At 55.1% G+C, this 12097-nt stretch carries 13 protein-coding genes; 11 read left to right on the top strand and 2 right to left on the bottom strand.

Going from position 1 to position 12097, the window contains the following annotated elements; genetic code table 11:
* Positions 1-138: 138 nt before the first annotated feature.
* From ndk to ABLU96_RS03920, 11 genes are all read left to right on the top strand, one after another.
* Complete coding sequence (ndk, locus tag ABLU96_RS03970) at positions 139-570, top strand: nucleoside-diphosphate kinase (protein ID WP_004114414.1); 432 nt, start codon at positions 139-141, stop codon at positions 568-570.
* Positions 571-983: 413 nt separating this feature from the next.
* On the top strand, positions 984-2150 hold the full coding sequence (locus ABLU96_RS03965) for a bifunctional tRNA (adenosine(37)-C2)-methyltransferase TrmG/ribosomal RNA large subunit methyltransferase RlmN (RefSeq protein ID WP_004123586.1): 1167 nt from the start codon (positions 984-986) through the stop codon (positions 2148-2150).
* Between the two features lie 277 nt (positions 2151-2427).
* The gene (gene rodZ / locus ABLU96_RS03960; protein WP_025106603.1) at positions 2428-3399 is read left to right on the top strand and encodes a cytoskeleton protein RodZ; all 972 of its coding nucleotides are present in this window, start codon (positions 2428-2430) and stop codon (positions 3397-3399) included.
* Positions 3400-3425: 26 nt separating this feature from the next.
* Positions 3426-4547 (top strand): flavodoxin-dependent (E)-4-hydroxy-3-methylbut-2-enyl-diphosphate synthase, encoded by a 1122-nt coding sequence (gene ispG, locus ABLU96_RS03955; RefSeq protein WP_004104485.1) that lies wholly within the window; start codon positions 3426-3428, stop codon positions 4545-4547.
* A gap of 91 nt (positions 4548-4638) precedes the next feature.
* Positions 4639-5913, top strand: a complete 1275-nt coding sequence (gene hisS / locus ABLU96_RS03950) for a histidine--tRNA ligase (protein ID WP_014230362.1) — start codon at positions 4639-4641, stop codon at positions 5911-5913.
* Positions 5914-5947: 34 nt separating this feature from the next.
* Positions 5948-6568, top strand: coding sequence for a YfgM family protein (locus tag ABLU96_RS03945; RefSeq protein WP_004853194.1), 621 nt, complete (start codon positions 5948-5950; stop codon positions 6566-6568).
* Positions 6569-6578: 10 nt separating this feature from the next.
* Positions 6579-7757 (top strand): outer membrane protein assembly factor BamB, encoded by a 1179-nt coding sequence (bamB, locus tag ABLU96_RS03940; RefSeq protein ID WP_004104478.1) that lies wholly within the window; start codon positions 6579-6581, stop codon positions 7755-7757.
* A gap of 115 nt (positions 7758-7872) precedes the next feature.
* On the top strand, positions 7873-9351 hold the full coding sequence (der, locus tag ABLU96_RS03935; protein WP_014230361.1) for a ribosome biogenesis GTPase Der: 1479 nt from the start codon (positions 7873-7875) through the stop codon (positions 9349-9351).
* A 158-nt stretch (positions 9352-9509) separates the two neighbouring features.
* A complete protein-coding gene (locus ABLU96_RS03930) occupies positions 9510-9887 on the top strand; it encodes a TonB family protein (RefSeq protein ID WP_025106606.1) in 378 nt (125 codons plus the stop codon).
* A 58-nt stretch (positions 9888-9945) separates the two neighbouring features.
* A complete protein-coding gene (locus ABLU96_RS03925; protein WP_348862334.1) occupies positions 9946-10338 on the top strand; it encodes a cell envelope integrity TolA C-terminal domain-containing protein in 393 nt (130 codons plus the stop codon).
* A gap of 119 nt (positions 10339-10457) precedes the next feature.
* On the top strand, positions 10458-10673 hold the full coding sequence (locus ABLU96_RS03920; protein WP_004853184.1) for a zinc ribbon domain-containing protein: 216 nt from the start codon (positions 10458-10460) through the stop codon (positions 10671-10673).
* Here ABLU96_RS03920 and ABLU96_RS03915 read toward each other — a convergent pair.
* Together ABLU96_RS03915 and ABLU96_RS03910 are read right to left on the bottom strand one after the other, a co-directional pair.
* Entirely contained in the window at positions 10670-11014 is a 345-nt protein-coding gene (locus ABLU96_RS03915; RefSeq protein ID WP_009654386.1) for a protealysin inhibitor emfourin, read from the bottom strand. The two genes, ABLU96_RS03920 and ABLU96_RS03915, sit on opposite strands and share 4 nt — an antisense overlap.
* Entirely contained in the window at positions 11011-12039 is a 1029-nt protein-coding gene (locus ABLU96_RS03910; RefSeq protein ID WP_064375075.1) for a M4 family metallopeptidase, read from the bottom strand. The genes ABLU96_RS03915 and ABLU96_RS03910 overlap by 4 nt, the downstream gene beginning before the upstream one ends.
* Positions 12040-12097 lie beyond the last annotated feature (58 nt).

The following is a 12097-nucleotide window of genomic DNA, read 5'->3' as shown; positions in this document are numbered from 1 at the left end:
TTTAAGGTCGCTTTTTTTTAAAAAAATGTTACCTAAACACATAGGCAATCGCCTTAGATGATGATTATAATTCGCGCCGTATTTATCGGTCTCATCTGCTCATCTGCAAAACAGAACAACATATATAAAGAGGTTATCATGGCTATTGAACGTACTTTTTCCATCATCAAACCAAACGCGGTGGCAAAAAACGTTATTGGCGGCATCTTTTCTCGCTTTGAAGCTGCAGGGTTCAAAATTGTTGGCACCAAAATGCTGCATCTGACCGTTGAGCAGGCTCGCGGCTTCTATGCTGAGCACGAAGGTCGCCCGTTCTTTGACGGTCTGGTTGAATTCATGACTTCCGGCCCGATCGTGGTTTCCGTGCTGGAAGGCGAAAATGCGGTTCAGCGTCATCGTGACCTGCTGGGCGCAACCAACCCGGCGAACGCGCTGGCGGGTACCCTGCGCGCAGACTACGCTGACAGCTTCACCGAGAACGGCACCCACGGTTCCGATTCCGTTGAATCCGCTGCGCGCGAGATCGCGTTTTTCTTTGCTGAAGGCGAGGTTTGTCCGCGCACCCGCTAATCTCCCGCGTCTTTCACGCCACCGCTTTGTTGGCTTCATTCGCGCACCCCGGTCACATAGTTATCTATGCTCCCGGGATTTGCGAATTCGCCGCCTCGCCGTGACGTAAAATACTTTGGAGATACCCATCCTCGTCGTCTTTTCGACTATCGCGGTGTTGGCTGCGCGCGTTCACCCCGGTCGCTTATCTTTGCTCCCGGGGCTTCGCTTGCTTACCGCCTTGCGACAATCGAAAATCCTTAGAGGATCTGCCAGGCAGTTACAGATTTTTTCATCATTGCTGCGTGCAAACGTGGTATTGATGGACCAGAATTTGTAGAATACAGCGCCCCGGATGAGCAGTCGCTCCCGGGGCGTTTCTTTTTTCAACCCTCCAGGGGCCATAACGTGTAATAACGAGGCCGGAATCAATTATGTCTGAACAAATAGTCACACCTGATAGCGCCGCTCTGACGGTGCCGAACAAAGATGCCAAAATCAACCTGCTGGATTTGAATCGTCAGCAGCTGCGCGAGTTTTTCAAAAACATGGGCGAAAAGCCTTTCCGCGCCGATCAGGTGATGAAATGGATGTATCACTACTGCTGCGATAACTTTGATGAGATGACCGATATCAACAAAGTTCTGCGCGGCAAATTAAAGGAAGTCGCGGAGATTCGCGCCCCGGAAGTCGTTGAAGAGCAGCGCTCCAGCGACGGTACCATTAAGTGGGCGATTGCCGTTGGCGATCAGCGCGTCGAAACCGTGTATATCCCGGAAGACGATCGCGCCACCTTGTGCGTTTCTTCCCAGGTGGGCTGCGCGCTGGAGTGTAAATTCTGCTCTACGGCCCAGCAGGGCTTTAACCGCAACCTGCGGGTTTCGGAAATTATCGGCCAGGTCTGGCGCGCGGCGAAAATCGTCGGCGCGGTGAAGACCACCGGCGTACGTCCGATTACCAACGTGGTGATGATGGGGATGGGCGAGCCGCTGCTGAACCTGACTAACGTGGTGCCGGCCATGGAGATCATGCTCGACGACTTCGGCTTTGGTCTCTCTAAACGTCGCGTCACGCTCTCCACTTCCGGCGTGGTGCCGGCGCTCGATAAGCTTGGCGATATGATTGACGTCGCGCTGGCCATCTCTCTGCACGCGCCGAACGATACCATTCGTGATGAAATCGTGCCGATCAACAAGAAATACAATATTGAGACCTTCCTGAACTCGGTGCGTGGCTATATTTCGAAGTCCAACGCCAACCAGGGACGCGTCACTATCGAATACGTCATGCTGGATCACGTCAACGACGGCACCGAGCATGCGCACGAGCTGGCCGCGCTGCTGAAAGATACGCCGTGCAAGATCAACCTGATCCCATGGAACCCCTTCCCGGGCGCGCCGTATGGCCGTAGCTCCAACAGCCGTATCGACCGTTTCTCCAAGGTGTTAATGGAGTATGGTTTCACCACGATCGTGCGTAAAACCCGCGGCGACGATATTGATGCCGCCTGCGGTCAGCTGGCCGGCGACGTTATCGACCGTACCAAGCGTACGCTGCGTAAACGTATGCAGGGCGAAGCCATCGACGTGAAGGCGGTCTGATAATCAATGATGCAGCGCACAGCCCTGGCGGTGCGCTGCATATTTATGTGGAATCGCCGGGCGAAATACGCTGTTGTGGTTAATAATTACGGTGCGTTTTTGTCGACTTTGAGGCAGTATGTAGCGGTACAACAACCGCTTAGCATTCAATATTGATAAGTCTCTGTGATACCAGGTCATACGGACTTATACTGTTTGTCTGACGTTGAGCAGATGTCTCGCGGCGCGGGGTCACCGGCGCTGAATTTTAAATTTCACGTACCAGTAGTTGTAGCGAATGAATACTGAAGCCACTCAAGACCATCAAGAAGCAAACACCACGGGCGCGCGTCTGCGTAATGCCCGCGAACAACTCGGGCTCAGCCAGCAGGCGGTGGCTGAACGCTTATGCCTGAAGGTTTCCACGGTTCGTGATATTGAAGACGATAAGGCACCCGCCGATCTTGCTTCAACCTTCCTGCGCGGCTATATCCGCTCTTATGCCCGCCTTGTGCACATTCCTGAAGAAGAGCTGCTGCCGATGATGGCCAAGCAGGCTCCGATCCGGGCGGCGAAAGTTGCCCCCATGCAGAGCTTCTCGCTGGGTAAACGCCGTAAAAAGCGCGACGGCTGGCTAATGAGCTTTACCTGGCTGGTGCTGTTCGTGGTGATTGGCCTCAGCGGCGCCTGGTGGTGGCAGGACCACAAAGCGCAGCAGGACGAGATCTCCACGATGGCCGATCAATCCTCCGCCGAACTGAATGCGGGCGATAGCAACAGCCAAAGCATCCCTCTGGATAATCAATCGGCGAATTCTGCACCGGATACCGCCGCCAACAGCGCGCCTGTAGAAACGTCTCCGGCGCCAGCGGCGTCGACTCCGGCCCCGGCTCCGGCCGAGAATAACGCCGTTGTCGCGCCTTCTCAGGCCAACGTCGATACGGCGGCAGCGCCGGCAACTTCGCCGTTACCGACCGACCAGGCAAACGTGACCGCTGCGGCGGCCTCCGCCCAGGATCTGGTGCTGAATTTTACCGCCGACTGCTGGCTGGAAGTGAGCGATGCGACCGGTAAAAAGCTGTTCAGCGGTTTACAGCGTAAAGGCGGTAACCTCAATCTGAGCGGCCAGGCGCCTTATAAGCTGAAAATCGGTGCCCCGGCGGCGGTACAGATACAGTATCTGGGTAAACCAGTCGATTTGAGTCGTTTTATCAGAACTAACCAGGTTGCACGTCTGACCCTCAATGCCGAACAATCACCGGCGCAGTAACAGACGGGTAACGCGGGAGATTTTTCATGCATAACCAGGCTCCGATTCAACGTAGAAAATCAAAGCGAATTTACGTTGGGAATGTGCCGATTGGCGATGGCGCTCCCATCGCCGTACAGTCGATGACAAACACGCGCACCACCGATGTGGCGGCGACGGTAAATCAAATTAAAGCCCTTGAGCGCGTTGGCGCGGATATCGTGCGCGTTTCGGTACCAACGATGGATGCGGCGGAAGCGTTCAAGCTTATCAAACAGCAGGTTAGCGTACCGCTGGTTGCCGATATCCACTTCGATTACCGCATTGCCCTGAAGGTAGCGGAATACGGCGTTGATTGCCTGCGCATTAACCCGGGCAATATCGGCAACGAAGAGCGTATCCGCATGGTGGTGGACTGCGCTCGCGATAAAAACATCCCTATCCGTATCGGGGTGAATGCCGGTTCTCTGGAAAAAGATCTCCAGGAAAAATACGGTGAACCCACCCCGCAGGCGCTGCTGGAATCGGCAATGCGCCATGTCGATCACCTCGATCGTCTTAACTTCGATCAGTTTAAAGTCAGCGTGAAAGCTTCCGATGTGTTCCTGGCGGTTGAATCCTACCGCCTGCTGGCGAAACAGATCGATCAGCCTCTGCACCTCGGGATCACCGAAGCGGGCGGGGCGCGCAGCGGCGCGGTGAAGTCCGCGATCGGCCTCGGCCTGCTGCTGTCTGAAGGGATCGGCGATACGCTGCGCGTTTCTCTGGCGGCGGATCCGGTTGAAGAGATCAAAGTGGGCTTCGATATTCTCAAGTCGCTGCGCATTCGCTCTCGCGGGATCAACTTCATTGCCTGTCCGACATGTTCACGTCAGGAGTTTGACGTTATCGGTACCGTTAACGCGCTGGAGCAGCGGCTGGAAGATATCATTACGCCGATGGATATTTCGATCATTGGCTGCGTGGTAAACGGTCCCGGCGAGGCGCTGGTTTCCACCCTCGGCGTGACCGGCGGCAACAAGAAAAGCGGCCTGTACGAAGACGGCGTACGTAAAGACAGACTGGATAACGACGATATGATCGATCAGCTGGAAGCGCGTATTCGCGCTAAAGCATCGATGCTTGATGAGGCGCGTCGCATCGATATTCAGCAGGTTGAAGCGAAATAACGTGTTGGGAAGCGATACGCTTCCCGTGTATGATTGAACCTGCGGGCGCGAGGCGCCGGGGTTCATTTTTGTATATATAAAGAGAATAAACGTGGCAAAGAACATTCAAGCCATCCGTGGCATGAACGATTATCTGCCGGGCGAAACCGCTCTCTGGCAGCGCATTGAAGGCTCACTGAAGCAGGTGCTTGGTAGCTACGGTTACAGCGAAATCCGTTTGCCGATTGTAGAGCAGACCCCGTTATTCAAACGCGCTATCGGCGAAGTGACCGACGTGGTTGAAAAAGAGATGTACACCTTTGAGGACCGTAACGGCGATAGCCTGACTCTGCGTCCGGAAGGTACCGCTGGCTGCGTACGCGCCGGCATCGAACATGGTCTCCTGTACAATCAAGAACAGCGCCTGTGGTATATCGGGCCGATGTTCCGCCACGAACGTCCGCAAAAAGGGCGTTATCGCCAGTTCCACCAGATTGGCGCGGAAGCGTTCGGTCTGCAGGGGCCGGATATTGATGCCGAGCTGATTATGCTGACCGCCCGCTGGTGGCGCGAGCTGGGCATCTCCAGCCACGTTGCGCTGGAGCTGAACTCTATCGGTTCGCTGGAGGCTCGCGCTAACTATCGCGACGCGCTGGTGGCCTATCTTGAGCAGTATAAAGATAAGCTGGACGAAGACTGCAAACGCCGCATGTACACTAACCCGCTGCGCGTGCTGGATTCTAAAAACCCGGACGTCCAGGCGCTGCTGAACGACGCCCCGACGCTGGGCGACTATCTTGATGAAGAGTCCAGAGCGCATTTTGCGGGACTTTGCGCGCTGCTGGATGATGCCGGTATCCGCTATACCGTGAATCAGCGTCTGGTGCGCGGTCTCGACTATTACAACCGCACCGTGTTTGAGTGGGTCACCACCAGCCTCGGTTCCCAGGGCACCGTCTGCGCCGGCGGCCGTTACGATGGTCTGGTTGAGCAGCTTGGCGGTCGCGCAACCCCTGGCGTCGGCTTTGCGATGGGGCTGGAACGTCTTGTTTTACTGGTTCAGGCAGTGAATCCGGAATTTAAAGCCGATCCTGTTGTCGATATATACCTGGTAGCCTCCGGAACTGACACCCAGTCCGCAGCAATGCGTCTGGCTGAACAGGTACGCGATGCGTTACCCGGCGTTAAGCTGATGACCAACCACGGCGGCGGCAACTTTAAGAAGCAGTTTGCGCGCGCTGATAAATGGGGCGCTCGCGTTGCGCTGGTGCTGGGCGAATCAGAAATCGCTGACGGAAACGTGGTAGTGAAAGATTTACGCTCAGGAGAGCAAACTACCGTAACGCAGGATAGCGTTGCCGCGCATTTGCGCACACTTCTGGGTTAATCTCCCGGGAATCATTAGTCAGGAGAAGGACTGCGTGGAACTTTACAATAACGAAAACGATCAGGTCGACGCGCTGAAGCGTTTCTTTGCTGAAAATGGCAAGGCGCTGGCCGTTGGGGTGATTTTGGGCGTTGGCGCGCTGGTTGGCTGGCGCTACTGGACCTCCCATCAGTTGGATACCGCCAGAGGCTCGTCCCTGGCTTATGAAAATGCGATTTCCGCCCTCAAATCGGATAAACCAGAAGCGCTGAACGCTGCGCAGAAATTTGCCGCCGACAGCAAAAACACCTATGGTGCGTTTGCTTCTCTTGAGCTGGCGCAGCAGTTTGTCGATAAAAACGACCTGCAGAACGCTGAAAAGCAGCTTCAGCAGGGGCTTACGGCCGCTTCTGATGATAACCTGAAATCGGTTATCAATATGCGTCTTGCTCGCGTCCAGCTGCAGCTTAAGCAGCCTGATGCCGCGCTGAAAACCCTGGATGCCGTAAAAGGCGAAGGCTGGACCGCGATTGTCGCTGACCTGCGCGGCGAGATCCTGCTGAGCAAAGGCGATAAGCAAGGGGCGAAAGCAGCATGGGAAGCGGGCGCGAAAAGCGATGCCTCACCGGCGCTCAGCGAAATGATGCGTATGAAAATAAATAATTTGTCCATCTGAGAGGGACTCGATGCAATTGCGTAAATTACTTCTGCCAGGGCTGCTTTCCGTTACCTTATTGAGCGGCTGTTCGCTGTTTAACAGCGAAGAAGATGTGGTGAAAATGTCGCCACTGCCGACGGTGGAAAACCAGTTTACGCCGTCCACCTCCTGGAGCACCTCCGTTGGCGGCGGTATTGGCGAATTCTACTCTAATCTGCACCCGGCTTTTGCTGATGGCGTTGTGTATGCCGCCGATCGTAAAGGTACCGTTAAAGCCCTTAATTCAGGCGACGGCAAAGAGGTGTGGTCGGTTAATCTGGCAGAGAAAGACGGCTGGTTCTCCCGCGCGCCTGCGCTGCTCTCCGGCGGCGTGACCGTCTCCGGCGGCCACGTTTATATCGGTAGCGAAAAAGCGAAAGTTTATGCGCTGAACACCAGCGACGGTACCGTCGCGTGGGAAGCGAGCGTGGCGGGTGAAGCGATTTCTCGTCCGGTCGTCAGCGACGGCATGGTGCTGATTCATACCACTAACGGTCAGCTTCAGGCGCTGAACGAAGCCGATGGCGCGGTGAAATGGACCGTTAACCTTGATATGCCAGCGCTCTCCCTGCGCGGCGAATCCGCTCCGGCTACCGCCTACGGCGCAGCTATTGTGGGCGGCGACAACGGTCGCGTCAGCGCGGTGCTGATGCAGCAGGGCCAGATGATTTGGCAGCAGCGTATCTCTACCGCGACCGGTCCGACGGAAATCGACCGGCTTAACGACGTCGACACGACGCCGGTTATCGTGAACGGCGTGATTTACGCGCTGGCCTACAACGGTAACCTGACGGCGCTGGATCTGCGCAGCGGCCAGATTATGTGGAAACGCGAGCTGGGTTCAGTGAACGATTTCATTGTCGACGGCAACCGTATTTACCTGGTTGACCAGAATGACCGTCTGCTGGCGCTCACCACCGACGGCGGCGTGACGCTGTGGACGCAAAGCGATCTGCTGCACCGTCTGCTGACTGCGCCTGTGCTGTATAATGGCAATCTGGTTGTTGGCGATAGCGAAGGCTATATGCACTGGGTCAACCCTGAAGATGGTCACTTTGTGGCTCAGCAGAAGGTGGACAGCTCAGGCTTCCTGACCGATCCGGTTGTTGCTGACGGCAAACTGCTGATTCAGGCGAAAGACGGCACGCTGTACGCGATTACGCGTTAACAACAGCGGTAGTCTATTTTTGAGAAACGGCCCCTGGCAGACAGGGGCCGTTTTGGCTTTTTTAAAAACGCCGTGAAAACGGGCGTTGTATCGATTTTTGTATGAGGCATTTAACATGATACCTGTGGTCGCGCTTGTCGGGCGCCCTAACGTTGGAAAATCCACGCTCTTTAACCGCTTAACGCGCACTCGCGATGCGTTGGTCGCGGATTTCCCGGGGCTGACTCGTGACCGTAAGTACGGTCGTGCTGAAGTGGAAGGCCGCGAATTTATCTGTATCGATACCGGCGGGATCGACGGTACCGAAGATGGCGTAGAAACGCGAATGGCGGAACAGTCGCTGCTGGCGATTGAAGAAGCGGACGTGGTGCTGTTTATGGTCGATGCGCGTGCGGGCCTGATGCCGGCGGATTCGGCAATTGCGAAACATCTGCGCTCCCGTGAGAAACCGACTTTCCTGGTGGCAAACAAAACTGACGGTATCGATGCCGATCAGGCGATTGCCGATTTTTGGTCGCTGGGGTTAGGCGAGATTTATCCTATCGCCGCTTCCCATGGCCGCGGCGTCACCAGCCTGCTCGAGCACGTGCTGCTGCCGTGGGTTGACGAGGTGAACCCGCCGGAAGAAGTGGACGAAGACGCGGCATACTGGGCGCAGTTCGAAGCCGAGCAGAACGGCGAAGCGCTTGAAGAGCCGGAAGATGATTTTAACCCGCAGGATCTGCCGATTAAGCTGGCGATTGTGGGCCGCCCGAACGTGGGTAAATCAACGCTCACCAACCGTATCCTGGGTGAAGATCGTGTGGTGGTTTACGATATGCCGGGAACCACTCGCGACAGCATCTACATCCCGATGCAGCGCGATGAGCGTGAATACGTCCTTATCGATACCGCAGGCGTGCGCAAGCGCGGCAAAATTACCGATGTCGTCGAAAAATTCTCGGTGATCAAAACGCTGCAGGCGATTGAAGACGCCAACGTGGTGCTGCTGGTGATTGATGCGCGCGAAGGGATTTCCGATCAGGATCTCTCCCTGCTGGGCTTTATCCTCAACAGCGGTCGTTCGCTGGTGATTGTCGTCAATAAATGGGACGGCCTGAGCCAGGAAGTAAAAGAGCAGGTGAAAGAGACCCTCGACTTCCGTCTGGGCTTTATCGACTTTGCCCGCGTGCACTTTATCTCCGCGCTGCACGGCAGCGGCGTAGGCAATCTGTTTGAATCCGTGCGCGAGGCGTACGACAGCGCAACCCGTCGCGTGGGTACCGCTATGCTGACCCGCATCATGACCATGGCTGCTGAAGACCATCAGCCGCCGCTGGTGCGCGGCCGTCGCGTGAAGCTGAAATATGCCCACGCCGGTGGTTATAACCCGCCGATCGTGGTTATTCACGGTAACCAGGTTAAAGATCTGCCGGATTCTTATAAACGCTACCTGATGAACTACTTCCGTAAATCGCTGGAAGTGATGGGCACGCCGATTCGTATTCAGTTCAAGGAAGGGGAAAACCCGTTTGCCAACAAACGCAATACCCTGACGCCGAACCAGATGCGTAAGCGTAAACGCTTGATTAAGCACATCAAGAAAAGCAAATAAGCTATCCGCCAGCATCAAAAACCTAAAGCCCGCATCCGCCGGGCTTTTTTATTATCGCCATTGTACATGCGCAGAATAATAATAAACTCGCTTGAGGCCGGGTTATAAATGTGAGAAAAACCAGGGAGGATAAATATTTTTGTGACAATGAGGTCAGAATGAAAAGCCTTTTAACTCTCCTGATGCTGTTTCTTATTCCCATAGCCTGTGCCGCTGAATCACAACCGATTGAACCGCGCGTTAAGCCTGCTTATCCCGCGAAAGCCGAAAAAAAAGGGATACCGGGTCAGGTTAAAGCGCAATTTGACGTTGATGAGAATGGGAGGGTGACTCACGTTCGGTTATTAAGCTCAGATCCTTCCGGAATGTTTGATAATGAAGTCAGGGCCGCAATGGAAAAATGGCGATACATCAAAGGGAAGCCTTCCAGCAATAACATCATTACCATTCATTTCAAGCCGGGGCCGCCTTGCGTAGAGGTGCCAGCGCCAAACCAGCCCGGCAGTATTCAAAGCAGCGGCGTTCCTTTTCGCTAAAGTAGAACGCAGGTAAATGAGCGTAGGGAGAATCGTGTCAAACGATGGGGGCAGGGATATGAAAAAAACAATAGTGATGGTCGGTTTGGTTATTTTAGCCAGCAGCTGTACGCCGTTTCATCCTTCTGACTGTCATAAAACATCAGCGCTTGGGAGCTGTAGCTCCGGACGCTTCAGCGATGACGATAAATATGGCAAACAGGCGAGAGCGATAAAAGAGTCTATTGATTCCCGGTTATCCAATCGCTACGGCTGGACGGGAAAAAAATGCACAATACATCTGAGATTTAGCGATGAGGGGAAACTGAATAGCGTGACAACGAGTGAAGTTCATAAAGCCTATTGCGCCGCGCTGGTTGATGCCGCTAAACGGGCCACTTTTCCGCCGTTTACCGATAAGCAGGTCTATGATGCTTTTGCTCAGTCCCGATTCAGTATGCAGGGTGAATAAAATTAAAGGTGGCGGACCGCCTGGGGGCGAGTAACCTGCTGAAGGATTATGACTGGCAGCAGCCACAGATTGTGCAACCGTGATAAAATAAAGCGATATACCCGTCGTCAGGAGTCACCATGGAATTTGATTGCCCCGTGTGCCATGCGCAGCTTGCTGTGCAGGGCAATAGCGCCCGCTGCGAGCGTTGTGCGAAAGAGTATGTTGTCGAAGCCCGCTGCCCGGACTGCCACAAGCCGCTGGAGGTGTTAAAAGCCTGCGGCGCGGTGGATTATTTTTGCCAGAATGGCCACGGGCTGATTTCGAAAAAACGCGTCGAGTTTGTGCCGATTTAATCTTTATCGCTGACGCAGCCTTCGCCGTCGCGCCAGAGTTCAACCAGTGAATCTGGCGCACGATCCTCCGGAATGAGAATAATCAGGCTGTGGTAGTGCTGCTCGCTGACGATCTGGATGCGAAAAAAACGCTGGTCGCCCCGTCCAGGCGAGTCGGGCTGGCCCGGCGGCTTGCCCAGCGGTAGCGACTGTTGGAGAATCGTCGCAATCCGCTGCTTCTGTTGCTCGTTGAGCTTCGCCACGACGATCTTACGCATCCCGCTGAGCGCCGGGATCCAGGCAACGCCGCCCTCGCGCGCCAGCTCAATCACCGCGTCATCGCTAAGATCGGCAAGGTTCATAGCACCACTCCGACCCGCTCCCAGGCCTGAGTAATCGCCTCTGCGGTCTCTTTGCCAGAGCGTTTCTCGCCGTGGCGAATCGTCAGCCTGGCAAAGGCTGAGAAATCGGCGTCTTTTGCCAGAGATTGATCGCACACCGCGTCGTACCAGGCGTATCCCGCTTTCTCCCATGCAAAACCGCCGAGGGCGCTGGCGGCGAGATAAAAGGCGTGATTAGGAATGCCGGAGTTGATATGCACGCCGCCGTTATCCTGCTGGGTATGAACAAAATCTTTCATATGGGCGGGTTGCGGATCTTTGCCAAGGACAGGGTCATCGTATGCGGTACCCGGCTGCGACATTGAGCGCAGACCTTTGCCGTGGATGCCTTTCGCGAGTAGTCCCTCGCCAATGATCCAGTCCGCTTTGTCTGCCGTCTGCTGGCGCTGATACTGTTTGACCAGCGAACCGAAAACATCGGAAAGCGATTCGTTCAGCGCGCCGGATTGTTCGAAATAGATGAGACCGGCTTCGCTCTCCGTCACGCCGTGGCTTAGTTCGTGCGCCACTACGTCAATGGCGATAGTAAAACGATTAAAAATCTCGCCATCCCCGTCGCCAAACACCATTTGTTGGCCGTTCCAGAATGCGTTTTGATATTCGTGACCATAGTGGACGCTGCCGGTGAGCTTCAATCCGCGGTTATCCAGCGAATCGCGCTGGTAGCTCTTCCAGAAGAAATCATGGGTGATGCCGAGATAGTCATAGGCTTCATCAACGGCAACGTCGCCGTTGGAGGGCTGTCCCTCAAAACGGACCTGAGTACCCGGTAGATCCTGGGTCTGCCCGGCATCATAAATATCGCGTTCAAGCAGGCCCGGCGTGGTGACGTGGGGCGCGGCAGGGCGCCCCGGAACGTGCGCCATCAGGGTCTGAACGTGGCTGAGGGTATTCTGCGCGCAGCGCTGCTGCTGAAGGGAACCACGATCGACAATGCGGCGTAAAATGTAGGGCGGAATTACAAAACGAGGATAAGCATCTGGCATATCACGCTCCTTAGCCGGATAGAACCGTTTAAAAAGGGCATGACAGCAGTATAGTTAT

Source organism: Klebsiella sp. CN_Kp106 (genome assembly GCF_040064575.1).
GTDB classification, from domain to species: Bacteria; Pseudomonadota; Gammaproteobacteria; order Enterobacterales; family Enterobacteriaceae; genus Klebsiella; species Klebsiella michiganensis.
Note: the sequence above shows the minus strand (reverse complement) of the source record. Positions and strands in the feature narration are given on the sequence as shown.